This window comes from Kitasatospora sp. NPDC001309 (genome assembly GCF_042896295.1).
Taxonomy (GTDB): Bacteria; Actinomycetota; Actinomycetes; order Streptomycetales; family Streptomycetaceae; genus Kitasatospora.
This window is the reverse complement of the sequence record NZ_JBIAXC010000054.1, coordinates 22,461-46,806: the sequence shown is the minus strand read 5'-3', so window position 1 is coordinate 46,806 and position 24,346 is coordinate 22,461. Positions and strand designations below refer to the sequence as shown.

General features: G+C 73.6%; 31 protein-coding genes and 1 pseudogene. 15 read left to right on the top strand and 17 right to left on the bottom strand.

Going from position 1 to position 24,346, the window contains the following annotated elements:
- The first annotated feature begins 10 nt into the window (after positions 1-10).
- The 5 genes from ACFY2K_RS36930 (at position 11) to ACFY2K_RS36910 (ending at position 4,350) form a co-directional block, all read left to right on the top strand.
- Positions 11-730: a histidine phosphatase family protein gene (locus ACFY2K_RS36930; protein WP_387717061.1), complete on the top strand. Its 720-nt coding sequence runs from the start codon at positions 11-13 to the stop codon at positions 728-730.
- Between the two features lie 148 nt (positions 731-878).
- Positions 879-1,469, top strand: coding sequence for a TetR/AcrR family transcriptional regulator (locus tag ACFY2K_RS36925; RefSeq protein WP_387717060.1), 591 nt, complete (start codon positions 879-881; stop codon positions 1,467-1,469).
- Positions 1,470-1,691: 222 nt separating this feature from the next.
- Entirely contained in the window at positions 1,692-2,753 is a 1,062-nt protein-coding gene (locus ACFY2K_RS36920) for an SDR family oxidoreductase (protein WP_387717058.1), read from the top strand.
- Between the two features lie 134 nt (positions 2,754-2,887).
- A complete protein-coding gene (locus tag ACFY2K_RS36915) occupies positions 2,888-3,346 on the top strand; it encodes a transposase (RefSeq protein ID WP_380524302.1) in 459 nt (152 codons plus the stop codon).
- Between the two features lie 134 nt (positions 3,347-3,480).
- Positions 3,481-4,350, top strand: a complete 870-nt coding sequence (locus ACFY2K_RS36910) for a hypothetical protein (RefSeq protein ID WP_380524304.1) — start codon at positions 3,481-3,483, stop codon at positions 4,348-4,350.
- A gap of 257 nt (positions 4,351-4,607) precedes the next feature.
- On the opposite strand, the gene ACFY2K_RS36905 is transcribed toward ACFY2K_RS36910, so the two are convergent.
- The 5 genes and pseudogenes from ACFY2K_RS36905 to ACFY2K_RS36885 all read right to left on the bottom strand — a co-directional run bounded on the left by ACFY2K_RS36905 (position 4,608) and on the right by ACFY2K_RS36885 (position 6,573).
- Positions 4,608-4,934, bottom strand: a complete 327-nt coding sequence (locus ACFY2K_RS36905; protein WP_380524306.1) for a hypothetical protein — start codon at positions 4,932-4,934, stop codon at positions 4,608-4,610.
- Between the two features lie 119 nt (positions 4,935-5,053).
- On the bottom strand, positions 5,054-5,365 hold the full coding sequence (locus ACFY2K_RS36900) for a hypothetical protein (protein ID WP_380524308.1): 312 nt from the start codon (positions 5,363-5,365) through the stop codon (positions 5,054-5,056).
- Between the two features lie 248 nt (positions 5,366-5,613).
- Positions 5,614-5,851, bottom strand: a pseudogene (locus ACFY2K_RS36895) (transposase family protein); the annotation flags it as partial.
- A 7-nt stretch (positions 5,852-5,858) separates the two neighbouring features.
- The gene (locus tag ACFY2K_RS36890) at positions 5,859-6,326 is read right to left on the bottom strand and encodes a hypothetical protein (RefSeq protein ID WP_380524310.1); all 468 of its coding nucleotides are present in this window, start codon (positions 6,324-6,326) and stop codon (positions 5,859-5,861) included.
- A 55-nt stretch (positions 6,327-6,381) separates the two neighbouring features.
- The gene (locus tag ACFY2K_RS36885; protein WP_380524312.1) at positions 6,382-6,573 is read right to left on the bottom strand and encodes a hypothetical protein; all 192 of its coding nucleotides are present in this window, start codon (positions 6,571-6,573) and stop codon (positions 6,382-6,384) included.
- 29 nt (positions 6,574-6,602) lie between these two features.
- Here ACFY2K_RS36885 and ACFY2K_RS36880 point away from each other — a divergent pair, with 29 nt between their 5' ends.
- Positions 6,603-6,800, top strand: coding sequence for a hypothetical protein (locus ACFY2K_RS36880; protein ID WP_387717056.1), 198 nt, complete (start codon positions 6,603-6,605; stop codon positions 6,798-6,800).
- Between the two features lie 4 nt (positions 6,801-6,804).
- Here ACFY2K_RS36880 and ACFY2K_RS36875 read toward each other — a convergent pair whose 3' ends face one another.
- Entirely contained in the window at positions 6,805-7,764 is a 960-nt protein-coding gene (locus tag ACFY2K_RS36875) for a S41 family peptidase (protein ID WP_387717055.1), read from the bottom strand.
- A 57-nt stretch (positions 7,765-7,821) separates the two neighbouring features.
- On the opposite strand from ACFY2K_RS36875, the gene ACFY2K_RS36870 reads away from it, so the two are divergent.
- Positions 7,822-8,346: an ArsR/SmtB family transcription factor gene (locus tag ACFY2K_RS36870; RefSeq protein ID WP_387717053.1), complete on the top strand. Its 525-nt coding sequence runs from the start codon at positions 7,822-7,824 to the stop codon at positions 8,344-8,346.
- Positions 8,347-8,409: 63 nt separating this feature from the next.
- On the opposite strand, the gene ACFY2K_RS36865 is transcribed toward ACFY2K_RS36870, so the two are convergent.
- From ACFY2K_RS36865 to ACFY2K_RS36840, 6 genes are all read right to left on the bottom strand, one after another.
- The gene (locus ACFY2K_RS36865; protein ID WP_380592261.1) at positions 8,410-8,883 is read right to left on the bottom strand and encodes a nuclear transport factor 2 family protein; all 474 of its coding nucleotides are present in this window, start codon (positions 8,881-8,883) and stop codon (positions 8,410-8,412) included.
- A complete protein-coding gene (locus tag ACFY2K_RS36860) occupies positions 8,880-9,248 on the bottom strand; it encodes a hypothetical protein (RefSeq protein WP_380642429.1) in 369 nt (122 codons plus the stop codon). The genes ACFY2K_RS36865 and ACFY2K_RS36860 overlap by 4 nt, the downstream gene beginning before the upstream one ends.
- Positions 9,249-9,405: 157 nt before the next feature.
- Positions 9,406-9,630, bottom strand: coding sequence for a hypothetical protein (locus tag ACFY2K_RS36855; protein ID WP_380524321.1), 225 nt, complete (start codon positions 9,628-9,630; stop codon positions 9,406-9,408).
- Between the two features lie 54 nt (positions 9,631-9,684).
- Positions 9,685-10,398, bottom strand: a complete 714-nt coding sequence (locus tag ACFY2K_RS36850) for a class I SAM-dependent methyltransferase (RefSeq protein ID WP_387717050.1) — start codon at positions 10,396-10,398, stop codon at positions 9,685-9,687.
- 8 nt (positions 10,399-10,406) lie between these two features.
- Positions 10,407-10,901 carry a hypothetical protein gene (locus tag ACFY2K_RS36845; RefSeq protein ID WP_387717048.1) on the bottom strand — a complete coding sequence of 165 codons (495 nt, stop codon included), beginning with the start codon at positions 10,899-10,901 and terminating at the stop codon, positions 10,407-10,409.
- Positions 10,902-10,942: 41 nt separating this feature from the next.
- The gene (locus ACFY2K_RS36840; RefSeq protein WP_380592257.1) at positions 10,943-11,173 is read right to left on the bottom strand and encodes a hypothetical protein; all 231 of its coding nucleotides are present in this window, start codon (positions 11,171-11,173) and stop codon (positions 10,943-10,945) included.
- Positions 11,174-11,301: 128 nt separating this feature from the next.
- Between ACFY2K_RS36840 and ACFY2K_RS36835 the strand changes: the two genes are divergently transcribed.
- The 3 genes from ACFY2K_RS36835 (at position 11,302) to ACFY2K_RS36825 (ending at position 13,695) form a co-directional block, all read left to right on the top strand.
- Positions 11,302-12,000: a hypothetical protein gene (locus tag ACFY2K_RS36835; protein ID WP_387717046.1), complete on the top strand. Its 699-nt coding sequence runs from the start codon at positions 11,302-11,304 to the stop codon at positions 11,998-12,000.
- Between the two features lie 293 nt (positions 12,001-12,293).
- Positions 12,294-12,812, top strand: coding sequence for a hypothetical protein (locus ACFY2K_RS36830; protein ID WP_387717044.1), 519 nt, complete (start codon positions 12,294-12,296; stop codon positions 12,810-12,812).
- Positions 12,802-13,695: a pentapeptide repeat-containing protein gene (locus ACFY2K_RS36825; RefSeq protein WP_387717042.1), complete on the top strand. Its 894-nt coding sequence runs from the start codon at positions 12,802-12,804 to the stop codon at positions 13,693-13,695. Before ACFY2K_RS36830 ends, ACFY2K_RS36825 begins: the two co-directional genes overlap by 11 nt.
- Positions 13,696-13,763: 68 nt before the next feature.
- On the opposite strand, the gene ACFY2K_RS36820 is transcribed toward ACFY2K_RS36825, so the two are convergent.
- From ACFY2K_RS36820 to ACFY2K_RS36810, 3 genes are all read right to left on the bottom strand, one after another.
- The gene (locus ACFY2K_RS36820; RefSeq protein WP_387717040.1) at positions 13,764-15,995 is read right to left on the bottom strand and encodes an acyltransferase family protein; all 2,232 of its coding nucleotides are present in this window, start codon (positions 15,993-15,995) and stop codon (positions 13,764-13,766) included.
- Between the two features lie 183 nt (positions 15,996-16,178).
- Positions 16,179-17,945 (bottom strand): glycosyltransferase family 2 protein, encoded by a 1,767-nt coding sequence (locus ACFY2K_RS36815; RefSeq protein WP_375895657.1) that lies wholly within the window; start codon positions 17,943-17,945, stop codon positions 16,179-16,181.
- A gap of 197 nt (positions 17,946-18,142) precedes the next feature.
- The gene (locus tag ACFY2K_RS36810) at positions 18,143-18,691 is read right to left on the bottom strand and encodes a GNAT family N-acetyltransferase (RefSeq protein ID WP_380404728.1); all 549 of its coding nucleotides are present in this window, start codon (positions 18,689-18,691) and stop codon (positions 18,143-18,145) included.
- A gap of 210 nt (positions 18,692-18,901) precedes the next feature.
- Between ACFY2K_RS36810 and ACFY2K_RS36805 the strand changes: the two genes are divergently transcribed.
- On the top strand, positions 18,902-19,816 hold the full coding sequence (locus ACFY2K_RS36805; RefSeq protein WP_380592249.1) for a lysozyme: 915 nt from the start codon (positions 18,902-18,904) through the stop codon (positions 19,814-19,816).
- A 114-nt stretch (positions 19,817-19,930) separates the two neighbouring features.
- Here the strand turns inward: ACFY2K_RS36805 and ACFY2K_RS36800 are convergent, their stop codons facing one another.
- The gene (locus ACFY2K_RS36800; protein ID WP_375895650.1) at positions 19,931-20,290 is read right to left on the bottom strand and encodes a hypothetical protein; all 360 of its coding nucleotides are present in this window, start codon (positions 20,288-20,290) and stop codon (positions 19,931-19,933) included.
- 114 nt (positions 20,291-20,404) lie between these two features.
- Positions 20,405-21,034: a maleylpyruvate isomerase N-terminal domain-containing protein gene (locus ACFY2K_RS36795; RefSeq protein ID WP_375896380.1), complete on the bottom strand. Its 630-nt coding sequence runs from the start codon at positions 21,032-21,034 to the stop codon at positions 20,405-20,407.
- Between the two features lie 209 nt (positions 21,035-21,243).
- Here ACFY2K_RS36795 and ACFY2K_RS36790 point away from each other — a divergent pair, with 209 nt between their 5' ends.
- The 4 genes from ACFY2K_RS36790 to ACFY2K_RS36775 all read left to right on the top strand — a co-directional run bounded on the left by ACFY2K_RS36790 (position 21,244) and on the right by ACFY2K_RS36775 (position 24,312).
- Positions 21,244-21,861 (top strand): LysE family transporter, encoded by a 618-nt coding sequence (locus ACFY2K_RS36790; RefSeq protein ID WP_387717036.1) that lies wholly within the window; start codon positions 21,244-21,246, stop codon positions 21,859-21,861.
- 253 nt (positions 21,862-22,114) lie between these two features.
- Positions 22,115-22,834: a TetR/AcrR family transcriptional regulator gene (locus ACFY2K_RS36785; protein ID WP_375896375.1), complete on the top strand. Its 720-nt coding sequence runs from the start codon at positions 22,115-22,117 to the stop codon at positions 22,832-22,834.
- Positions 22,835-22,884: 50 nt separating this feature from the next.
- Positions 22,885-23,223, top strand: a complete 339-nt coding sequence (locus tag ACFY2K_RS36780) for a hypothetical protein (protein WP_375896373.1) — start codon at positions 22,885-22,887, stop codon at positions 23,221-23,223.
- A 15-nt stretch (positions 23,224-23,238) separates the two neighbouring features.
- The gene (locus ACFY2K_RS36775; RefSeq protein WP_387717034.1) at positions 23,239-24,312 is read left to right on the top strand and encodes a M14 family metallopeptidase; all 1,074 of its coding nucleotides are present in this window, start codon (positions 23,239-23,241) and stop codon (positions 24,310-24,312) included.
- Positions 24,313-24,346 lie beyond the last annotated feature (34 nt).

The window sequence follows — 24,346 nt, the reverse complement described above, 5'->3', positions numbered from 1 at the left end:
GAGCCTGCCCGTGACCGACCGCGCCACCCGCTACCTGTACCTCGCCCGCCACGGCGAGGCGGCCCACCGCAGCCCGGTCGGCAGCAAGTCGGGTGGTGGGTCGGGTGGCGGGTCGGCCGGTGAGGTGGATGGCGAGGCGAGCAGTGAGGCGACCAGTGAGGCGGACCGCGACGGGCTCAGCCCCACCGGCCGCCGGCAGGCCGTGCTGCTCGGCCGCCGCCTGGCGCAGCGCCCCCTCACGGCCGTCCACCACGGGCCGCTACCCCGGGCCGCGCAGACCGCCCGGCTGATCGGGGACCAGCTCGGCGGAGTACCGGTGTCCGCCTGCGAGGAGGCCGGCGACTACGTCCCGTACCTGCCGTCGGCCGACGAACTGCCCGCCGACAGTGCCGAGTTCCTGCTGCGCTTCCTGGCCCAGGCCTCCCCCGAGGAGCTCTCCCGCGGACCGGAACTGGCCCGCCGGGCCGTCGACCGCTTCACCGGACCGGTCGACGGCCCCGAGGACCGGCACGAACTGGTCGTCACCCATGCCTTCCTGATCGGCTGGCTGGTCCGCCACACCCTGGACGCCCCCGCCTGGCGCTGGCTCGGCCTCAACGCGGCCAACGCGGCGCTCACCGTGCTCCGCTTCGCCCCCGGCCGCCCCTCCGCCGTCCTCCTCCTGAACGACCAGTCCCACCTGCCCGAGGAGTTGCGCTGGACGGGCTTCCCGCCGGAGCTGCGGGCCTGAGCAGCCACCGCGGAGCCTCCGCCCGGGGCAGCGCGTCGCCGGGCCTGCGGTCGCCAGGGGTGCGGCTGCCAGGGGTGCCGCCCCCAGAAGTGTGGTCGCCAGGAATTCGGTCGACAGGAATATACAGACCGGTCTACAGTCTCCGTCCATGGGAGCAAAGGGCGAGGAGACCCGGGCCCGGCTGATCGCCGGCACCCGGGAACTGATCGAGCAGCACGGGTACTCCGGCACGGGCCTCAACCAGGTCCTGGCCGTCACCGGCGCACCGCGCGGCTCCCTCTACTTCCACTTCCCCGGCGGCAAGGACCAACTGGTCGCGGCCGCACTGCTGCAGTCCGGCCAGGAGGTCGCCGACCTGCTGACCGGACTCGCCGCCGACGGAGCCGACGCCGCCGCGCTCAGCCGACACCTCACCGAGGTGTTCGCGGACCGCCTGGCCCGCTCCGACTACACCAAGGGCTGCCCCATCGCCACCGTCGCCCTGGAGGTCGCCGGGACCAACGAGGCACTGCGCGCCGTGTGCGCCGAGGTGTACGAGGGCTGGCAGCGCATCCTGGCCGAGCAGCTGACCGCCGGCGGCTTCCGCCCGGCCGAGGCCGCGGTGGCCGCCGGCCAGGCCCTGGCCCTACTGGAGGGCGCGGTGCTGCTGGCCTCGGTCCGACGCAGCCGCGAGCCCCTGGACGACGCCCGGCACGCCGTCCTCCACCTCCTCGGCGCGAAGGCGTCCGGCCGCTCGTAGCCACTGCCGCTGCACGGGCGCCCTGCGGCCGCGGCCGCGGCAGCAGCCGGCCCGATGCCGCGCCGACCGCTCGCCAAAAAATATGCAGACCGGTCTAGCTATCCAAGATTCGTCCGCATCACCCACTCGCCCGCCACTCGCCCCCGCTCCACCATGCCCAGAAATTATGCAGATCGGTCTACCGAAATATGCCGATCGGTCCACAGAAAGCAGAGACCGCTCATGCCACCCACTCCCCCGCCCCCGCAGACCCTCGTCCTGGGCGCCGGCGGCTTCCTCGGCCGCTGGCTGCTCCTCGAACTCCTCGGCCGCGGCGAGCCCGTGGCCGCCGCCGTCCGCACCACCGCGAGCGGCACCGCCCTCCGCGCCTGGCTGCGCGAGCACGACACCGACCCGACCCCGCTGACCACCGTCACCGCCGACCTCACCCGCCCCGGCCTCGGCCTCTCCCCCGAGGACGACGCCCGCCTCGGCGAGGTCCGCGACGTCCACAACCTCGCCGCCCGCTACCAGTTCGGCCTCACCCGCGCCCAGGCCGAACCCGCCAACCTCCACGGCGCCCTCCACGCACTGCACTGGTCCGCGACCCGGCCCCAACTGCGCCGCCTGGTCCACCTCTCCGGCTACCGGGTCGGCCGCGACCCCCACCCCCGCCACCCGCTCTCCCCCAGCGCCACCGACACCCTCTACGCCCGCCTCGGCGCCTACGAGGCCTCCAAGCAACTCGCCGACGCCGCCGTCCGCGTCACCGCACCCCGGCTCGGCGTCCCGCTCACCACCGTCAACCCGAGCAGCGTCATCGGCCACTCGACCACCGGCGAGGCCGGCCAGTACCTCGGCCTCGCCCAACTGGTGCACCAGCTGCACCGCGGCCGCCTCCCCCTGCTGCCGGGCACCCGCCGCACCTTCGTCCCCGTCGTCACCGTCGACCATCTGGCCCGCTTCCTGGCCGCCGTCCCGGTCCACGACCGCGCCCCCGTCGCCGCCCACACCGTCCTCGACCCGACCACCCCTGCCCTCCCCGACCTGGTCGCCCTCCTCGCCACCCACCTCGGCGTCCGCCCACCCCGCGGCCTGGTCCCCGTCCCCCTCGTCCGCCGCCTCCCCCGCGCCCTCACCGGCGCCGACCCGGAGACCCTCACCTTCCTCTCCGAGGAACGCTACGACACCACCTCCGCCGACCGTCTCGCCACCGCCGCCAGGCTCACCCACCCGCCCCTCACCCCCGCCCTCCACCACTGGGCCGACCGCCTCGTCCACGACGCCTTCGGCACCCGATACTGAACTTGATCGAGTGATGTCGGGGCTGTTCGCCGGACGGCCGTCGGTCGGTTCCGGTAGCCGTTGGGGCGTGAGGTACGAGCTGTGCGGCGGCCCTCGGGGCCCGGATCGTCTTCGAGGACGAGGCCGGGCAGTCGATGACGCCGCCGCACGCCGGAACCTGGGGCCGGATCGACCGAACCCCCGTCGTCAGGTTGCGCGGCCGGGGCTCCGGCCCGGTCTCGACGGCGGGCATGACCAGCTGCATATCCGGCGGACGGTCCCGGCTGATCCACCGCATCCGCAAGGACCAGGACCAGGGCCGCAAGGACGAGCCGAAGGGCTTCGGCCGGCGCGACTTCCGGGATCTGATCGTCCGCGCCCGCAGCCAGCTCGGCGGCCCGATCGGGCTGGTCCGGGACAACGTCCGCGTCCACCTGACCGAGCCGCTGCGGGAGTTCATCGCCGCGAACGCAGACTGGCTCAGCGTTGTCCAGCCACCCACCTACGCGCCGGACCTCAACTCTCAGGAGAGCGTCCGGTCGCTGGTCAAACGCGACATCGGCAACCTCGCCGCCCCCGACCTTGACCAGAGCGCCAGAGCGCCAGAGCCGTGAAGCACCGGTTCCAGCAGATCCGGTACCGTCCGGACCTGGTCGACAGCTGCCCGACCGGCACCGGCCTGATCACGTCTGACTGACGAGCGGAAAAGGGATGGCCGGTAGCTCCCGGCCCGGTCATTCTGAACCCCATGGGAGACAGAGCCAACGTCATCGTGGTCCGCGAGAACGGCACACATGAGCTGTACCGGACCGGGTGGGCGGTCGGAATCGACCTCGACCTGTTGGACGGGCCGGCCGCGGTACTCGCCATGCTTCCCGAGCTCCGCCAGGACGACTGGTGGTTGGACGACACCGTCGCCCAGGGTGGGGTGCTGCTCGACCTCGGCCGGAAGGTGCTCCTGTTCTTCGCCTGGGAGGGTCCGAGCACTGAGCTCCGTCACCGCGCGGCCATGTTCGAGCTGATCCGAGTGGCGTGGCCGGGCTGGGAGGTCCGTTGGCTGTACGACGGCGCGACCGAACTGCGCGCGTACGTCGGGCTGGACCCGGAGTACGTCCGGTCCCGCGATTCGGACCTGACCCTGGCCCCGTTCCTCGCTCCCGAGGCGGAGGATCTGGACTGGCCCGACCCGGGCGGTGTGGTGGTCACCGTTGGCTCCGGTGGCTGCCACGTCGCCTCCGAGGCCTTCGACCACCCCGTCCGTGAGGGAGTGTCACTGCTCGACCGACTGGCAGATGCCCCGAAGCACGGAGCCTGCCGTCTGCATGTCAATTCCGGTATCCACCTCGACCCGGAGCGCCGCCGCTTGGGCTGGTGGTCCCTCTGCTCCACCCCAGAGGCCTACCGGGTGCCGGAGTTGTGGCCGGGCTGGACGGTGGAGTTCTGGAGGGACGACTGGGAGCGGCACCGCCGTGCCTGCAACCGCTTCTACCCGGCGCCGTTCGACACCGGAGCGGAAGCCCGGGCCGCAGTCCTCGCCGAGGCCGGGGAGCGCCGCGCCACCCGGGCCCGCTACCGCGCCCGGCCAACCCACCCGTGGGCCGCATCGCCTCGGGCCTGACCTCCGACGGCTGGCCGACATCACGGGTTCAAGGTCAGCAGCCACCCCCGCCCGACACAGGAAGTCGACCCACCCGACTTCCTGTGCACCCCCACATCCACCCCGCCACCAGCGAACCGACCACCTCGCCCACGACACCTCCGACGTTTCCGAGCACTCCCGCAGGACTTCGACGTTCTGCCTGTCCAGAGCGTCGCGACGGCGAGCAGCCGCCCGCAGCGCGCCGGATCGAGCAGGGCATCGGCACCTTCGTACTGTCAGCCGACATGCGGGTCGATGCCCCGCCGATCAATGACCTTCCCCTGGGGACGTCGAAGCGAGGCGAGACCCCTTAGCTTGTTCTTTAGCCTCTTCGATCTTGGTGTTCGGCAATGGCGAGGTCGCATTTGACGGTCTTCCCGCCGATGCTCAACGGTCAGCGCCAGGTCAACCAGCGACTTCACCGCTCTATCGGAGCACTGCAGCGCGTTGGTGAGCTCGAACAGGGCATCCGCCCGGGCGGTCAGGCAGTCGTAGAAGTCGGCCCGGAAACAAGACAACCCGGACAGGGACTCGACGCGGTCGGCATCGTCCAGCAGACTCATCCTCACGGCCTTGGTCAGTGATCATGGCTGCTTCGCAACGCCCATGATCACGCCAGGACCCGTGCCACTGTCCGGTGAACAGCGAAATCCCGCGGACCTCCTCCGCCGCCAGGGCCTTGCTACGAGTCCTCGCGAAGTCCGAACTCCGCGCAGACGGCCGCCAGGGCTTCTGCCGGGTCGGACGTCTCCGTGCGGGTGGCGCCTTCGACGATGAACGGTGCCTGGCCGTGCGGCCCCGAATCGACCTGGACGCAACTGGAGTCGATGCTGAGGAAGTACACGTTGTCGTCGTCGCCGGGATGGGACACCTGCAGCCGCTCGACCGTGAGGCCGGGCAGAAGGCGGCGGACGCCGCCGAGAACAGCGTCCAGCAGTCCGCCGCTACGGTCCGCCGTCCCCCACAATCTGCCCCTGGTCAACGGTTCGCTCATACGGTGCATCATCCGACACTTGACGTGCGCTCACAGCAGGAACGAGCCCTGAAGGCTAGAGAACAAGCTCAGGGCGCGTCCCGTAATTGATCTTTGAGTGGTTCCGGGCCGGGGCAGTCGACCGCTGGTCGTACTCGGCTGTGCGGCTTGGAGGAGGTTGTGCAGGCGGGCGATACCGAGCGTGGCGTGGTGGACGCCGTCGCCCTTGAGCCGGCAAATCGCGCAGGATCTTCCAGCCTTCATCCGAGCGAGGACGTGCTTGACGCGGGCAGTGGCGCGAGCTGCCGCAGCGTCGGATTCGTGCGCCAGTAGGCAGCGACCAGCAGGACTCGGTCCTCCAACGGCAGGCCCCACGGACGGCCCCCGGCGCACCGTGTCGGCCCCCTCACGGCGGAGTACCGTGACCAGCTTCTGGAAGTCGCGCGGGCCCAGCCCCGTGAACGGGCCTGTCCAGGACGGCTCCGACTCCGTGATCACACCAGCCATCCCGAGATCATGGCATTGGGGGTGTGGTCGGGTCCGCGGGTCTGTCGACGGCCAGGAGACGGAGGTCACCGCTCCAGCTCTCGCAGCGGACACTGCCCGATGGGAAGTCCAGCTCAAGCGCCACACGCCCTGTTGCCGGCTCCCACTCCTGCCGGACTTCGAGCACAGCCTCGCCGAGGTGGGCCGCGAACGGGGTCTCGTCACCTACGGGCAGTACGTCGATCCGACCCCAGTCGCCCATGTCGAACCCATCCTCAGGCCCGGAGGACTCGACCATGAGGCACCAGTCCGTGCCGCTGGCAATGTTGGTGGACCCGTTTCGATCGTCGATCAGCCACACCTCGACCGGGCCGTCGCCAGGGTGCCCGTCGTAGATGTGCCACGACGCCAACACCCCGACGAGCCGGATACCGACCAAGGACGAGGGGTCGATGCCGGGTCCGTGCAACGGGCAGGCCGGGTTCAAGAGCTCCACCTGGGGACCGTACCGTGACCGTCGACGCCCCCTCACCTGCTTGAACGGGGCAGCCTCAGACCATCGCATTCCTGTCGCTGCGCGTTCTCCAGCGGCGCACCGAAGCGATCGTCAGGATGACCGCCGCTGCGGCGATCGAGACGGCCAGGGTTGCCGTCCAGGTGGCTCTGCTGACCGGGGGCGAGAACGCGGCGGAGAGGCTGAGCCGGCGTGCGCTTTCGATGATGACCAGCACGGGAACGGCCATTCGGGCAGGAAGGATCGCGGCCTTGAGCCTTGTCGCCTGCGAAAGGCCAACACATCCTCCGCGCCCTCTGGCTCGACGGCATGATGCGCGGCGTCCACACCGTTCTGGACCTGGTCGCGCCGCACGTCGAGGAGCCCGGCTGCGGCGGTGACCTGCGCGAGGAGTTCGGTGCCGAGCCGGCCGTCCTCACCTTCCGGGACGGCACCTTCGAGCCGTTGAGGCTCTGATGCCCTACGCGAGGCGCGCCACGGCCAGGGCCAGCGCGCGGTCCAGCGCCGTCGAGGGGTCGCACGGGACGTCGGGCCGGACGCCGGTGCCCTCCCAGTTGGTGCCCGAGACCGGGTTGAGGGCGCGGGCGACGGGCACGCTGAGCTCCAGGTGGGGGTGCACCGTCCAGCCCTCGCGCGGGTGCGCGCCGCCCCGGGTGGCCTCCCCGACGGTCTCGGCGCGTCCCAGCTGCTGCAGGTCGTAGGCGAGTTCCTCACCCGCCGAGAAGGTGTTCCCGCTCGTGAGCACGTACAGCGGCTTGCTGCCGCCGAAGCGGGCGCCGGGCACGAACGGGGGCGTCCAGGACTGCTCGGCCACCGCGCCCTGCCGCGAGAGCAGGGTGTTGAGGTGCGTGCGGCGGTCGAGCAGGTAGCCGCAGACGAAGGCGACCGTGTCCGGATCGCCGCCGGTGTTGCGGCGCAGGTCCAGGACGAGGGCGCGGGCGGGGGCCACCAGCGAGAGCGCCGCGGCCAGCGGCTGGGCCGCCCAGTCCAGCGGGAACATCTTGGGCCCGATCTCCAGGACGGCGACGCCGCCGTCGAGGAGTTCCACCCGTGGCACGCCGCCCAGAGAGGCGTCGAAGTCCCGCCGCATCGCGGCGAGTACGGCCGCGCCGCGCTCCGGCGGCACCGGCACGGCGTGGTACTTGAGGGCCAGGTGCAGGTCGCCGTTGACGGACCGCAGGTCGGCGGTGACCGCGTCGGCCAACTCCTCGACGTCCAGGGACCGGTAGCGGCCATCGGCGTTGCGGCGGCGCAGCAGGTCCGCCAACTGCTCGGCGGCGTCCGGGAAGACGTAGTTCTCGCCGACCAGGTCGGCGATCGACTCGACGACGGCGACGACGTCCAGCGGCACGGGCAGCGGCGCGGGCAGCGGCGCGTCCTGCGGCACGGGCAGTGACGGGGTGGAAGGTGTGGAGGTCATGGGAGGGAGTAGACCAGCGGCTTGCCAAAGCGTCAACCGTACTTAACGCTTGATCGGGTGAGCCACCAACCGGATGAAGACGAAGGCGACAGCGAGGACGTGCAGCGGATCACCACGCCGCTCCAGCACTCCGCACTCGCCCACCCCATGCGCCAGCGCCTGCTGTTCGCCCTGAGCACCCGGCCGTCGACGATCAGCCGGCTCGCCGCGCAGCTGGGGGCGAACAAGGGCAGCGTCGCCCACCACCTCCGGGTGCTGGGCGAGGCGGGGCTGGTCCAGGACGCGGGAACGCGACGGGTGCGCGGCGGCACCGAGAAGTACTACCGGCGGACCGCCGAACGCCTCCTCGTCGCCGAGCCCCGGGCCGAGGGCACGGCCGCGCTGTTCGGGGCCGTCGCCCAGGAGCTGGACCGCTCACCCGTCGACCACCTCATGACGCTGCGCCACCTACGACTCAGCCCCGCCAAGGCGGCGAAGCTGGCCGAGGCGCTGGCCGCGCTGGTCGACGAAGCCGAGGAGGACCCGGAGGGCGAGCCGGTGCACGGCCTCCTGGTGACGCTCTACCAGCAGGCCGGGGCGTAGCGGGTGAGGACGTAGCGAGTGAGGACGTGGCAGGTGGGGGCGTAGCAGGTAGGGGTGTGGCGGCTACCCCTGGTCGGCCGCCGGTCGCAGATGGCGGCTGACGTCCCCGACCAGGGTGATCCGGACCCGGCGTGCCGCGAACCGCCAAGCGCCGTCGCGGTGTTCGAAGCGGTCGTGGTAGCGGCCGGCGGCGATGGGCTGGAGCGGAAGTCCGGGGAGGGCCTGGAGGACGGTGACGTAGGAGCGTGCCGTCGCCGTGCCCGCCGCCGGGTCGACGTCGACGGCGAGGTTGGTGGTGACGTGCTGGGTGCGCGGGGTGCCGTCCTCGTAGCGGATCACCGTTTCGCGGAACATCCGCTCGATCTCCGCGCGCCCGCGCAGGGGCTCGCCGCTGCCCGTGAAGACGGCGTCGGCGAGGAGCTCCCCGAGCCCCGTGAAGTCCCCGTCGTCGACCAGTTCGGCGTAGCGGGCGATCAGGTTCTCGACGGCGCGGTGGGCGGCGGCCTGGTCCCCGGCCGGGTGGTTCGTCATGGTCATCGCTCTCGGTGCTCGGCTGCTTCTCGCGGTACGTAAGGTTCGTGCGGGTCGTGGCGGACCGCGGAGTGGCGCAGCTGGAACGGCGAGCCGGCGGCGGTGGGCGTCCAGCCCTGCGACCGGGCGGCCCGGATCCCGGCGGCGACCTCGGCCGGCAGGACGACCTCGGCGGGCACCAGCCGGGGTACGGACGTCTCCGGCCGTCCGGTCTCCACGACGAGGGTCGTACCGGGTCGGGCCGCGTCCTCCACCACGTAGCCGAGGGTGCCGGCGTCGTAGTCGCAGCACCAGTGCTTCCTGCTCATCCGCCAGCGGTACTCGACGCCGTCGACGACGATGCGACGGGACCCCTTCTTCACCAGTGCCACGTGCTGCCCTTCCCCCTGCCGGTTCGCGTACGTCGCCAGTCTCGCCGCACGCCACGCGCGTGTCACCGGGTTTGCCCCGGGGCCCGGTCCCGGCAAGCAGGCCCGTAGCAGGCAGGCCCGGCCGACGGACCCGGCCGACGACCCCGGCAGAGCGGCCCTAGCCGAAGTGCCCCCAGCGGACGGCGATGATCAGCAGCACTCCGGCCGCGGTGAAGGCCGTCCCGGCGACGACCGTCCGGGCGACCGGGTGCCGGAAGCGGGGGATCTGCGCCGCGACCAGCCAGATCCCGCCGAACACCAGGAGCAGGCCGGCGACCTCGGCGAGGATCAGGCCCGTGTGGTGCGCGAGAGCGAGGCTCGCGGCCGCGGGAGCAGGGCTCATGTCCGGATCGTCGCGCTCCCGGGGGCCGGTGTCAAAGCGGCGGCGGGGCCGCTGTCAGAGCGGCGGGGGCGGGGGCCGGTGGCCGCGCTGGAAGACCAGTTCGGTCCAGGTCACGTCCGTACGGGCGTGCAGGTCGGACCGCTCGCCCTGGTGGAGGAGGTGGAGGCCGTGGGCTTCCGCCTGGGCGGTGGTGTGGTCGGGCGGGAGGTCGAACATGCGGCGGCCGGGCGGGACGGGGCCGTGGCGCAGGGTGAGGGCGAGGCGGGCGCCGGGGGCGAGGAGGCGGGCCACGGCCTGCAGGGCGGGCGGGCGTTCGGCGGGGGTGAGGTGCATCCACACGGCGGTGATCAGGACGAGGTCGTACTGCTCGCCCCGGGCGGTCAGCTCGGGCAGGTCGGGCAGGGCGTCGGCGATCCAGCGGATGCCCGCGCGGGGGTGCAGGCGGGCACCGACGGCGCGTAGTTCGGGGGTCGGTTCGACGGCGGTGACCCGGTGGCCGAGGGCGGCGAGGGCGGCCGCGTCACGGCCGGTGCCGGCGCCGATGTCGAGGACGGCGGCGGGCGCGGCCGGGTAGAGGTGCAGCAGGGAGCGGTGGACCTCGGCGAAGTCCACGCTCTCGTACTGGACGGCGAGTTGTTCCGCTGCCTCGCCGTAGCCGACCGTCCCCGGCGGGCGCTCCGAGTCGGCGGGGCGTATCGGTTCGGCGGGGCGTATCGGTTCGGCAGGGCGCATCGATTCAGCGGGGTGCATCGATTCGGCGGATCGCATTCGGCTCCTCATTCGGATTCCCGGACGACGACGGCGTCCCCCGCGGCGGCCGCGCCGGCGAAGAAGTCCCGCAGGTCGCGCAGGTCGTTGACGACGCGGGCGGCCCAGGACTCGGACCAGGGCGGTTCGGATTCGAGCTGGGCGACCCGCCGGGCGAGCACCGTGTCCTGCTGGCGGACGAGTTCGCCGAGTGCCGAGTCGCGCAGGAAGGTGAAGGCGGCGGCGACCTGGTCGGGCCGCAGCACCGGCATCCCGGCCCCGGTGTCACGGCGGGTGCCGCCGTAGACGGGGAGCCGGGCGGCCGGGTCGGGGTGGAGGCCGTTCTCGGTGAGGGCGAGTTCCATCAGGACGGCGGTCCGCCGTACGCCGAGGGCGAGTCCGGCGGCGACCAGCCGGTCGTACCGGACGTCGCGGCTCCGGGGCACGAGTTCGCCGAGTTCCTCGGGCGAACAGGCGTCCACGGCCTGGCCTGGCAGGCGGCGCCAGAAGTGATCCACGCTCACCCGGAAAGCGTAGCGAACCCGACGGCCGGGCGATCAGTGGCTCAGGCTTCGCCGGGGTGCCAACTCGGCCATTCCCAGGGGTGGTCGGCCCAGTGCACCTTGACGGGGTCGTGCGGGTCGAGGTCGGGGAAGAGCTGGTGGATGCGGGGTTCGAACTCCTCGGGGGTGAGGGGTTCCCAGCCGCGGCCTTCGAGGTGGACGAGGCGGTAGCGGCTGTCGGCCCGGAACTCGGCCACCTCGACCAGGTGTGCGGACGTGCTGTTGGTCTCCATGACCCCCAGCATGTGGGTCGGCGGCAATCAGCGCCCGTCCAGACCCCTCTTCCGGGTCATGTCCCGTGGTCGGCGCGCTCGTTGAGCACGGAAAGGTACGGCGGGGGCGGCGCTGGAAGGACGAGCACATGACTGGGCAGCCCACCGGAGGACAGTGGCAGTGGCCGTCGAACGCCTGGCAGCCACCTCCCGTCCCCCTCCCGATCCCGTCGCAGGCGGAGCCGTTCCGGGCGCAGCCCTCGTCGGCGGGCCCCTCGCAGGCCGGGCCCCCGCAGGCCGGGCCCCCGCAGGCGGGTCCGCCGCCCGGCGGCACGCCTCCGCCGTTGCACCGGTCGCGGAGGGCCCGGGTGGTGGCGGCCGGCGGGACGCTGGTGGTGCTGGCCGCGTTGCTGGTGATGTGCGGTCCGGGGTCGGGTGACGACGTCCGGGTGGTGGCCCTGCCGGAGGCCTCGCCGTCGGCCACGCCGTCCGGCCTGTTGCCGCTCGCTCCGCCGGCCGGCACGCCCTCACCGTCCCCCGGCCCCTCCCCCGCGCCGGGGGGCGCCCCGGCCCTGCCGGGCGGTGACCCGGCCACGGCCACGGCGGCGGCAGCTCCGGGCAGCGGGGCGGACCGGAGCGGAGCCCCGCACGCCTCGGCCTCGCCGCACTCCAAGGGGGGTCGCAGCCCGCGGCCGAGCCCGTCCGGCCGCCCGGCACCGAACGCGGGCCCGGGGGCGCCGGGGCTGCCCTCGCTCGGTCAGGGGACGATCTGCGACCAGGCGGAGCGGATGGGCCGCTGGCCGGCCGGTTCCGAGCAGGCCCGGCTCTGCCGCGGCGTCTACGGCTGACCGGAACCCGACGCCCGCACGTCCACCCACCCTCACGTCCACCCTCACGTCCCCACGCACCCACCCACACCCGCACCCGCACCCGCACCCGCACCCGCACCCGCACCCGCACCCGCACCCGCACGAGCGCATTACCACGGCAGGCCCGCGCCCGCCCCCGGAACGCCGGTAGTTCCCGAGGATCGGTGCCCTGCGGGGTGGCGGGCCCGGCAGTGCACGGCCCGGTGCACCAGCATGGTCGGCGAGAGGGCCGTCGGGAATCAACGGTGCGGTGGGTGCGAGGAGTTGCTCGGATGCAGATGCTGGCTGCATGCCTGTGGGGGCTCGGTGGTGCGGCTGCCATCGAGGCGTGGACCCTCCACGAGCGGATCAACTCCGTGGGCGGCTTCCCGTGGACGTACCGGGGGCAGATGAAGCTGGCTCCGTACGTGGTGGCGGTGGCGATCCGGCTGAGCGTCGGGGTGATCGTGACGGCGGCGTCCACCGCCTCGAACCAGGTGGCGGGCCCGGTGGGGGCGTTGGCGATCGGCATCGCGGCGCCGCAGATCCTGCAGCAGATGTTCGCGCGCGGCCCGTCGCGCGCGGACCTCCCCTCGCCACCACGGGGGGCCGAGCCGAGGTCCGGGCCAGGCTCCGGGCCGCGTTCCGGGCCAGGCTCCGAGCCGAGGTCCGGGCCCCGGCCCGGACCGTTCCGGACCCCGATCGTGCCCCGGGTGGACGGCAGGGTGAACGACAGCGTGAACGGCAGACTGGACGGCAGGTACGGCCCCGCCGACGGGGCCGACCAGCGGAGGAGGCGTCGTGGCCGGTGATTCCGTACGGGACGGACGGGGGTCGGCGGCCGGCCGGGCCCAGGAGCCGCCGAGCGAGGGCTTCCGGACCTGGCTGCGGGCCGCCCTGGCCTTCGAGCCGCTCCGGGTGCCCGGCCCGGGCGCGGTGCTCCACAACGCCGAGCTGGCCGGCGCCGACCTGTCCGGGGCCGACCTGCGGGCGGCGGACCTGACGGGCGCGAGCCTGGCCGGCGCGCGGCTCCACGACGTGGACCTGAGCTCGGCGATCATGACCGACATCAACCTCTGCCAGGCCGAACTGTGGCGCGCCGACCTGTCGGACGCGACGCTGGACGACGCGAACCTGTACGCCGCCGACCTGTCCGGCGCCAACCTGGTGCGGGCCCAGCTCTTCAACGCCCACCTGGCGGGCGCCCGGCTCCGCGACACCCGGCTGCCGGAGTCCGACCTGCGCTACGCCCTGCTCACCGGCGCCGCCATGGACGGGGCGGACCTGCGCCGGGCCCAGCTGTGCGGGGCGGTGCTGGCCGGGGCGACGCTTCGCGGCGGCGCCCTGGCCAGGGCCGACCTGAGCCAGGCGTACATCACCTCGGCGGACCTCACCGGCGCCGACCTGTCCCGCGCGACCCTGGAGCACGCCTGCCTCGCGGCCGCCGTCCTGGTCGACGGGGACTTCACGGGCGCCGGCCTGGCCCACGCCGATCTGACCGACGCGGACCTGACCGGCGCCCGGCTGGACGGCGCCGATCTGATCGGCGTCAGCTGGTCGCTGCGGACGGAGTGGCCCGCCCACCTCTACATGGACATCCGCAGCCGCTCCGAGGAGGTGGGGCCGGGGGTGTTCCGGATCGTCGGGGCGGACTCCCGCCTGGGGGAGCTGCCCCGCGAGCCGGTGCTGACCTGAGCCCGCGGGGCAGTGCTGGCCTGAGCCCGCAGGGCAGGGCGGGCAGTGCACCTCCCCCCGCCCCACCCTCACGGCGCGCCCAGCACCCCCTTGTCGATCCGCGGCGCCAGCACCCGGGCGAGGGTGTCCGTGATGTGCCCGGTGTCCCGGTAGAGCACCACGCCCTCCAGCACGGCCGGGCAGCTCGCCCCGCTGCCCGGGCAGAGCAGCGGCCCGAGGTCGAGGGTGCGCACGCCGTACCGGGCCGCGAGGCCGCCGTCGAGCATCGGGTCGGGCTCGAAGGCGGTGTCGCGCGGGAAGAAGCAGGCGTCGGAGCGGCCGTCGGAGGCGGCCAGGCAGGTGGGGATGTCCTTGCCCGGCATCGGGGTGTCGCCCAGGTAGGCGAGCGGGGCGCCGAGCGCGGTGAGGCGGTCGAGGGTGCGGGTCCAGCCCTCGGTGCGTTCCTCCTGGCTGCCGTAGCGGTTGAGGCCGGCCATCAGGACCAGCCGGGGCTTGGGCCCGGAGGTGAGCCGGGTGAGGGTGTTCTCGCGCCAGCGGTCGCACTCGTCGAAGGTGCGGCCGAGGACGTTGTTGCGCACGGTCAGGGTGGCCAGCGGGCAGCCGGGCTTGACCAGCACCTCCAGGGCCCAGTGCCGCTGCTCGGCGAGGGCGAGCCCGGCGGAGATCCACTGCCCGGCGTGCGAGTCGCCGAGCAGCACGATCCGGTCGGGGCTGTCCTGGTTGCCGAAGAGGCAGCGGGGGCTGCTGTCGGCGTTGAGCGGGATCTCGCAGCCCTTGCCGGGCGGGAAGTCCTCCCGGGCGCGGGCGAGCGAGGGGGTGAGGCCGAGCACCCGGGCGCCGGGGGCGAGCAGGGCGGGCCCGTCCACGGCTCCGGCGGGGGCGACGGTCGCGGTGTCCGCGGTGCCGCCGAGCGCGCGGACGGTGCCGCCGCCGAGGGTGAGCGCGGCGATCAGCGGGATGACGAGCGCGCTGGCGCCGACGGCGAGGCCGCGCCGGGGCGCCGGGGTGCTGCCGTACCGCAGGGGCTGTTCGACGAGCCGCAGGGTGAGCCAGGCGGGCAGCGCGCTGGCGGCGGTCAGGGCGAGCAGCACCGGCCAGGTCAGCTGGCCGTACCGGGCCTGGGCGATGGTCAGCACCGGCCAGTGCCACAGGTACCAGGCGTACGAGAGGCGTCCGGCGGCCCGCAGCGGGCGGCTGGCGAGGACGCCGCCGACGATCCGGTCGGCGGGGGCGGCGAGCAGCAGGGCCGCGGTGCCGAGGACGGGCAGCAGGGCGGCCGCGCCGGGGAAGGGGGTGGTGCGGTCGTACAGGAAGACCGAAGCGAGCACGGCCGCCAGGCCGGCCCAGCCGACCAGCCGCAGCACCCGGGTCACCGCCCGCCCGGAGCCGCGCCCACCGACGGGGGCGGGGACGAGGTCACGACCGGCGGTACGGCCCGCGGTACGGGCGGCGAGGGCGCTGCCCAGCAGGGCGGCGCAGGCCCCGGCGGCGAACTCCCAGAGCCGGCTGCCGGTGGAGAAGTAGGCGAGCGGCGCCGAGGTCGCCGTCCAGCGCAGGCAGAGCGCCAGCGAGGCCCCGCCGACGGCCAGGGTGGCGAGGGTGATCGCCAGGGTCCGGCGGCGCCCGTGCAGGTAGCGGGCGAGGCCGAGCAGCAGGACGCCCCAGAGCAGGTAGAACTGGTTCTCCACGCCGAGGGACCAGAAGTGCTGGAGCGGGCTGGGGTCGTGTTCGGCGGCGAGGTAGTCGGTCTGCTGGCCGACGAAGCGCCAGTTGGCGAACTGGCCGGCGGAGGCGATCAGGTCGTGGGCGAGGTCGGTGCCGCGCAGCGGGTCGAGCAGCGCGCCGCCGGCGGCGGCGGTCGCGACCAGGACGGTGGCGGCGGCGGGCAGGATGCGGCGGGCGCGGCGGGCGGCGAAGTCCCACAGGCCGATCGGGCGGCCGGTGAGCAGACCGGTGATCAGGAAGCCGGAGATGACGAAGAAGACGTCGACGCCGACGAAGCCGCCCGTCGGGCCGGGGACGGCCGCGTGGTAGGCCAGGACGGAGAGCACGGCGATGCCGCGCAGTCCCTCGATGTCGGGACGGAAGGCGGCACGGCGGCGGGGCTCACCCGTCGACGCGACGGTGCCGGAGGCGGTGCCGGTGCCGGTGCCGGTGCCGGAGGCGGAATCGGAGTCGGACGGAGAGGCGGAGGTGGAGGTGGTTCCGGCGGCAGCGGCCTGCCGGTCCACCCGGACGACTCCGGGCAGCAGTTCGTCCGAGGACGCGGACGACGTCGGTGGTAGTACGGCCGTTGACACGGCGGTGCTCCTTGCTGGGCTGGCAGCGGTGGTCGGGCCCGCCGGGCCGATGGGGCGGCCGGGCGGCGGGGGTCCGCGCCGGTGGGGCGACGCGCAAGGAAACGCAACGGGGAAGAGCGGGGAAGAGCAGAGGGACCAGGCGGAGGGAACCGGGCGCAGGACCCGGGCGCAGGAACCGAGCGGTCAGAAGATCAGCGGGTCGGCCCAGCCGGAGGCGAGCACCCCGCAGAGCAGCAGCACGGCGGTGACGGCGACGGCTTCCGCCCGGCCGAAGCCGAGGTCGGGTCCGAGTCCGGTGCGGCGCCGCGCCGGTGCGGCGACCTCTCCGACGGCGGCGCCCTTGCCGCCGTCCGCGGCCCGCGCGGCCCGGCCCGTGCCGAGCAGCGGCCACAGCGACCTGATCAGCGGGATCATGGTGTACGCGGTGAGCCCGAGCAGCGCGGCGAGCGCCCAGAAGGGCCGCCAGCCGTACTCCAGCCCGGCGCGCACCAGGCCGGCCGCGCCCGCGAGGATGACGAGGCCGAGCCAGCCGACGCCGAGTCGGGCGACACTGCGGGCCAGGGCGGTTCCGCCGGAGACGGCGCCGGTGGGCACCCAGTCGGCGGAGCGGCGGCGCAGCGCGTGCGCGATGGCGATCACGTGGCAGAGCCCGCCCAGGAGTTGGACCCGGGTGACCTCGAAGCGCCAGCGGGTGCGGGACATCGCGGGCAGCAGCACCAGGGCGACCCAGATCGGCGGCAGGAAGGGCAGGACCTGCCAGGGCTGGATCTCCTCGGGGGCGAAGAACAGCATGATCAGCGCGGGCAGCGGCACGGCGAACACGTTCACCGCGCTGGTGACGTAGCCGAGGATGCCGTTCCAGAAGCACAGCCGGGCCGAGCGGGGGAGCGGGCCACTGCGGAAGTCCGGGTCGCGGACGAGGGCGAGCGAGCCGAGGCACCAGCGGTACTGCTGGCTGATGAAGGCGGGCAGGCCGGTGGGCGACATGCCCTTGGCGACCAGCGCGGGGACGTACCGGGTGCTCCAGCCGGCCCGGGCGAGGGCGAGGCCGGTGTAGAGGTCCTCGCTGTGGTCGATCTCGGCGAAGCCGCCGATCCGTTGCAGGGCGGCGCGTCGGTAGAGCGCGTTGGTGCCGCAGCAGACGGTGCCGTCCTGGGCGTCCCGGGAGGGCTGGATCCAGCGGTAGAAGATCTCCTGGGTCGCTCCGGCGGCGCGTTCGAGCCAGGACATGTCGGCGTCCGTGTCGAAGCACTGCGGGCTCTGCACGATGCCGACCTCGGGGTTGTCGAGGTAGGGCACCAGGTGGTGCAGGAAGTCGGGGCGGGGGCAGAAGTCGGCGTCGAGGACGGCGATGACCTCGCCGGTGCCCTCGGCCAGGCCGTGGTTGAGGTTGCCGGCCTTCTTGAAGCGGCCGCGGTCGGGGCGGGCGCGGTACTGGAAGCCGTAGGAGCGGGCGAGTTCGCGCACCTCGGGGCGGTCGGCGTCGTCGAGGACCAGCACGGTCAGTTCACCGGGCCACTGGACGGCGGCGGTGTGCCGGTAGGCGTTGTCGAGGACGGCGAGCGGTTCGCCAGCGGTGGGCAGCAGCAGGTCCACGCTCGGGTGGCGGGCGGGGCTCCAGGCGCGCAGCAGCAGGTCGTGCGAGTCGCGGGTGAAGCGGCGGGCCCGCTGGCCGTCGGTGAGCGAGAGCAGCCAGGTGGCGGCGTTGAGCACGGTGAGCACCAGGAACGGCCAGAGCAGCGGCTTGCTGAGGGCGAACAGGCCGAGGGTGGCGGTGGCTCCCGCGTAGGAGAGGGTGGCGCAGAGCAGCACCCAGCGGCGCTGCGGGCCGAAGTACCAGTAGAGCTCCTGGTCGTCGGGCGGGCTGGGGAGTCGGAGGTCGGGGTCCGCGGGCGTCCGGCGCGGACCGGTCTCGGGTGCGGACATGGCGGTGCCATGGAGTACGGGCATGCGGAAATGGCCCCCCTGGGCATCGGACGGAACTTCGCCGTACGTCCTCAGCCTCTCACATTGGTCTGGACCAATCATGAACGAGGTATGACATCTCCGCATCGCCCCAGCTCAGCGACTTGACGTTGCATCAGTAGGACGACAGACCATCAAACGATCAACAAATCGCCCTTCGCCGAGCCCCGTCGAACCCGCCCCTACAGCTCCTTGATCAGCTGCTCGAACCGGAGGTCCGGACGGCGCGGGACGCCGAAGCGCTCGTCGCCGTACGGGAACGGGCTGTACACGCCGGTACGGCGGAAGCCGCGGCGCTCGTACCAGGCGATCAGCTCCGCGCGCTGCTCGATGACGGTCATCTCCATCGTGCCGACCCCCCACTCCTCGCCGGCCAGCCGCTCCGCCTCGGCCAGCACCAGCCGCCCGATCCCGCCGCCCTGGAGGCCCGGGCGCACCGAGAACATGCCGAAGTAGGCCCGCTCGCCCCGCCGTTCCAACTGGCAGCAGGCCAGCAGCTCACCGTCGCGCTCGGCCAGCAGCACCAGTCCCTCGGCGTGGCCGACGGCCTCCGCCACCCCCTCGGCGTCGGTGCGCTGCCCGCCCAGCAGGTCCGCCTCGGTGGTCCAGCCGGCCTTGCTGGCCTCACCCCGGTAGGCGGACTCGACCAGCTCGACCAGCGCCGGGACGTCGGCGGGGGTCGCGGGACGGAAGGTCAGTTCACCGGCGGTCCTGGCGGCGGTCTCGGGCATGGCGCTACCTCGTTCTCGTGACGGTCGGCGTTCTGGTGAATGTCGACTTTTATGCATCGTGCCACATCGCCCCCCTGCCCCGGACGCAGGCACCTGGCGCAGCTGGCGGGTACATGGCTAACCTGCTCCCCGGTCGGTCCAACCACCGGCCGCACCAAGCCCGTTGGGCCATTCGCACCGGAACCAGACACCGGAACCAGAGGAGTGTCCATGCCCCGCTCTTCCCGCTCCGCCCGCCCCACCGGTACCAGCAGAAGACCCACGACCCGCCGTCGGCTCCCCGTACTGGCCGCACTCGCCGCCGCGACCGCCCTGGTCACCGGCGTCACCGCGCCCGCCTACGCGGCCGACCCCGCCCCTCTCGCCCCCACCGGCCCCGCCCTCACCCCCACCCCCGAGGCCCGCCCGGCCTTCCACCCCGACCGCGACTTCGCCGGCTCCACCGTCGCCGCCCACGAGGGCCGCACCGGTGCGTCGCCGCTGCCCGCCCTCGCCGCCACCCAGACCCCCGGGCTGGACGTCGCCAGCTACCAGGGCAACGTCGACTGGTCCACGGCGGCGGCCAACGGCGCCCAGTTCGCCTACGTCAAGGCCACCGAGGGCACCAGCTACACCAACCCGTACTTCGCCCAGCAGTACAACGGCTCGTACAACGCCGGACTGATCCGCGGCGCCTACCACTTCGCGCTGCCGAACAACTCCTCCGGCTCCGCCCAGGCCAACTGGTTCGTCGACCACGGCGGCGGCTGGTCCGCCGACGGCGCGACCCTGCCGCCCGCCCTCGACATCGAGTACAACCCGTACGGTGCCAGCTGCTACGGCCTCGGCCAGAGCGCCATGGTCAGCTGGATCCGGGACTTCTCCACCACCGTCCGCAACCGCACCGGGCGCTACCCCACCCTCTACACCACGACCAACTGGTGGGCGAGTTGCACCGGCAACTACGGCGGCTTCGGCGCCACCAACCCGCTCTGGATCGCCCGCTACTCCTCCACCGCCGGCACCCTGCCGAACGGCTGGGGCTACCAGACCTTCTGGCAGTACGCCGACTCCGGCACCTTCCCCGGTGACCAGGACCTCTTCAACGGCGCCGCCGACCGGCTGAGCGCTCTCGCCCTGGGCTGACCGGGAACACCGCTGCTCCCCGCACCGGACCGACGGCGCGGGGAGCAGCGGGCCCTGCCAGGGCGGGCCTACCAGGGCGGCCCTGCCAGGGCGGCGGGCCGGACGACGCCGGGCTCAGCGGTCGGTGAGCTCCGGCGCGAACACCGTGCCCAGCGGCTCCGGCCCCACGTACTGCTGGCAGTTGCACTGCCGCGGCTCGTAGCTCACCGGGCGCCGGTCGGCGTCCCAGCCGGTGGGCGCCTCGACCACCTCGTGGCAGCGGCCCTGCTTGTCGTGCTTGGCCAGGTGGTGGGTGCAGCCGCAGACCGGCTCCGGCGGGCGGCCGGCCGCCTCCAGGGCGACCCGCTGCCGCTCCTTCGCCTCCAGCACCTCCAGCTTGCGCTGGTGGCGGTTCTTCAGCGCCCTGCGGGCGAAATCCGAGCCGCCGTAGATCACCATCGGCAGCAGCCACCAGAGGTCCCACAACCGGTCCATCGACATCCCCCCGAGTGACGCGTTCTCCGAGCCCCCAGCATACGACTGACCAGCGGGAACGGGACCCTCCGGGTCAGTGGTCGACCGGCTCGGCGGATGACGGGCAGCACCGGCTCAGCGGATGACGGGCAGCACCGGCTCCGAAGCGCGGCCCGCCGCCGCCTCGATGAAGGCCACCGGGTCGGCGACCTCGGCCAGCAGCCCGCGGGTGAACCGCAGCGCCCCCTCGGCCGGGGCAGGGCCGCCGACGGCCGCGACCAGGTCCAGCAGGTGGACGGTCGCCTCCATCAGCGCCACCTCGCCGAGCGCCCCGACCGTGACGCTGCCGAGCAGCGGGTGCGCCACCACGGTGCTCGGCGGCAGGTCCGCGAGTCCGGCCAGGGCCTCCGGGCCCTCGGTGCCGAACCGGGCGATCAGCGCCGCCGGTTCGCTCGCCCTGGCCGCTTCCCTGGCCAGCTCGGCGACCTGTCCGGCGGCGGTGTGGGCGAGCCCGCCCGGCCGGTTGAAGGTGCGCAGGACGTCCGCCCCGCAGGTCAGTTCGGCCGGACCGTCCAGGACGGCCCCGCGCAGTCCGGTGAACATCTCCGGCACCGGTGCCACGTGCGCGTACAGGTCCCGTACGGTCCACTCGGTCAGCCGGGTCGGCCGGTCCCAGTCGGTCGCCCCGAGGGCCGCGCCGCGTTCCGCCCAGGACCGCCAGGCCTCGGCCAACAGCTCGCGCACGTGGTCGTTCTGACTGGTCATCGGGGGCCTCCTCGAAACGGTGTCCACGGAGTGCCCCACGCTACCCGCCCTCACCGGAGAAACCACTTGCACCCCCGGCACCCCGCCCGCCACCATCACCGCATGACCACCGCACCTGCCCGCCCGCTGCCCGTGACCGCCGCCGCCCGCCCGGCCGCCGGTCAGCAGCAGCAGCCCGGCCACCCCCGGAGGCCCGACCGCGCCCTCGCATGAGGGCCGCGCTGGTCGCGGGGCTGCTCGCCGGGTGGGGCGTCGCCGTCCCGGTGGGGGCCGTCGGGGCCTACCTGGTGGCGCTCAGCGCCCGGACCTCGCTGCGCACCGGGGCCTGCGCCGCCCTCGGCGTGGCCACCGCGGACGGGCTGTACGCCGTGCTGGCCGCCCTCGGCGGCAGCGGCCTCGCGCCGCTGCCGGCGCCGGTGGCCACGCCGCTGCGGATCGTCTCCGCCCTCGTCCTGCTCGCCCTGGCCGTCCGCACCGCCGCCACCGCCCTGCGCACCCCCGGCTCCGCCGCCCTGGCGGCCCAGACCCCGCCCGGCCCCGCCCGGGCCTTCCTGACCCTGCTCGGGATCACCCTGCTCAACCCGCTGACGGTGCTCTACTTCGCCGCCCTGGTCCTGGGCGACGGCCCCGGCAGCCCGACGGGCCCGCTCACCCGCACGGTCTTCACCCTCGCCGTGTTCGCCGCCTCGGCGAGCTGGCAACTGCTGCTCGCCCTCGGCGGCGCCCTGCTCGGCCGGGCCCTGACCGGGGCCCGCGGCCGCCGGTGGACCGCCCTGGGCTCGGCCGCGCTGGTGGGCTGGCTCGCCGTCCGGCTGCTGCTGCAATGACCCGACCCGGCCGCACCGGGCCCTACCCAGCCGCACCAGGCCCCACCGGGCCACACCCGGTCACCGGTTGCGCTCCGTCACCGACCGGGGCACGACCGGGGCCTGTTTTCCGGCTATTCGTCCCTTGTATCCTGGTTCTGTATCCGCTGTGTAACCTGCGACCTGCCCGGCCCCGGCCCCCTCCGGCCCCGCCGCCCGGGCACGGCCGACGGCCCGGCGGCACCGACTCGGAGGAGTTCGGAGGAGTGCGGACATGGCTGAGCGGGACGGCCCCGAGAAGCGCGGGCGCCTGAGTCGCCCCCTGGTGCTGGACGCCGCCGTCGCCCTGGTGGACCGCGAGGGGCTCGGCGCGCTGACCATGCGCAGGCTGGCGGCGGAGCTCGGCGTCGAGTCGATGGCCCTGTACCGCTACACCCCCGGCAAGGAAGCCCTGCTGGACGGCCTGACCGAGGCCTACTTCACCGAGATCAACACCCAGCTGCGCACCGGCGTCGGCGGCGGCCACGAGCACGGCTGGCGGACGGAGCTGCGCCGTATCGCCCAGGCCTTCGCCGTCGTGGCGCACGCCCACCCCGAGATCCTGCCGCTGGTCGCCACCCGCCCGCTGGCCGTCCCGGTGTCCCGCCGCCCGGCGCCGGCCCTCGCCCTCACCGAGCACATCCTGGCGGTGCTCGCCCGGGCCGGTTTCGACGACACCACCGCACTGACGATCTACCGCACCTTCGTGGCCTGGAACCTGGGCTCCCTGCTGGTGGACAAGCGCCAGGTGGTCGACAACCCGGACGAGCCGGACCCGGTGCTGCGCCTCGGCCTGCACCGGCTGCCCGCGGCCGACTACCCGCGGCTGCGCGCGCTGGTCCCCCGCTTCGCCGACTTCGACGACCGGGCCGAGATGCTGGCCGGCCTGGACCGCCTGCTGGACGGGATGCCGGAGCCGCCCCTTGACGACTTCTACGGCGAAGGCGGATCCTGAGGATACGAGGTACACGTCGGACATATCCGTACGAATCCCCCGAGGTCGTCATGTCCGCCGTCCCCATCACACCCCCCACCCCACCCCGGCCCGACATCCTCAGGCTCCGCGTCACCGCCCGGGACGCCGACACCCTGCGCGCCCTGCTGCGCGAGGTCCGCCCCGACACCGGCGGCCGCCCGCGGCAGGAGTCCGACGGCAGCGTCGGCATCGACGTCTACGCCCCGGAGAACCGGGTCGCCGCGCTCGAACGCGAGGGCGTCACCGTCACGCGGACCGGCAACGCCAGCGAGCACGGCCGGGCCGCCCAGGCCGAGGTCGGCACCGGCGACCGCTACGCCGCCGACGACGCCGTCCCGCACGGCCTGGCCGCCAAGCTCGCCGGCTGAACCGGGAGGCCCGTCATGTCCTACCTGAACATCACCGAGGTCGAGTCCGCCGTGACCAGCTTGGCCGCGTCCTACCCCGGTTCCGCCCAGCTGATCACCCTCCCCGAACCGTCCGTCGAGGGCCGCACCTCCCACGCCCTGCAGATCGGCCGCCCCTCGCGCATACCCAAGGACGCCGTGATGCTGATCGGCGGCGTGCACGCCCGAGAGTGGGGCAGCTGCGAGATCCTCGTCCACTTCGCCGCCGACCTGTTGGAGGCCTTCCGGACCGGCACCGGCCTGGGGTACGGCTCCACCACCATCACGGCCCAGCAGGTGCAGGACCTGCTGCTCCGGCTCGACCTGGTGGTCCTCCCCCTGGTCAACCCGGACGGCCGGCTGTACAGCCAGACCGTCGACCCGATGTGGCGCAAGAACCGCAACCCGGCCAACTCCGGCGGCAGTTCGAACCCGGACTGCATCGGCGTCGACCTCAACCGCAACTACGACTTCCTCTTCGACTTCACCACCGCCTTCGCCCCGACCGCCACCCCCCAGGTGTCCACCTCCCCGTGCGACCAGCAGGTGTACGAGGGCCCGAGCGCCTTCTCCGAGCCCGAGACCCGCAACGTCCGCTGGCTGCTGGACCACTACCCGGGGACGCGGTGGTTCGTCGACGTGCACAGCTACTCCCAGGACATGCTCTACAACTGGGGCGACGACGAGAACCAGTCCGGGGAGCCGGACATGAACTTCCGCAACACCTCCTACGACGGCAAGCGCGGACTGCCCGGCGACACCGCGTACGCCGAGTACATCCCCAAGGACGACGTCGACAGCGCCCTCGAACTCGCCACCGCCTTCTGCCGGGGCGTCCAGGGCGTGCGCGGCACCGCCTACACGCCGCTGACCGGGTTCCACCTCTACCCGACCAGCGGGACCAGCGACGACTACGTCTTCTCCCGCCACTTCGTCGACCCCGCCCAGGGCAAGGTGCTCGGCTTCACCGTCGAGTGGGGCAAGGAGTTCCACCCGGCGTGGGCGGAGATGGAGCGGATCGTCCTCGACGTGGACGCCGGGCTGGTGGAGTTCTGCCTGGCCACCGCCTGACGGCCCTCCCCCGGCAATCCTCCGGAGCCACCGT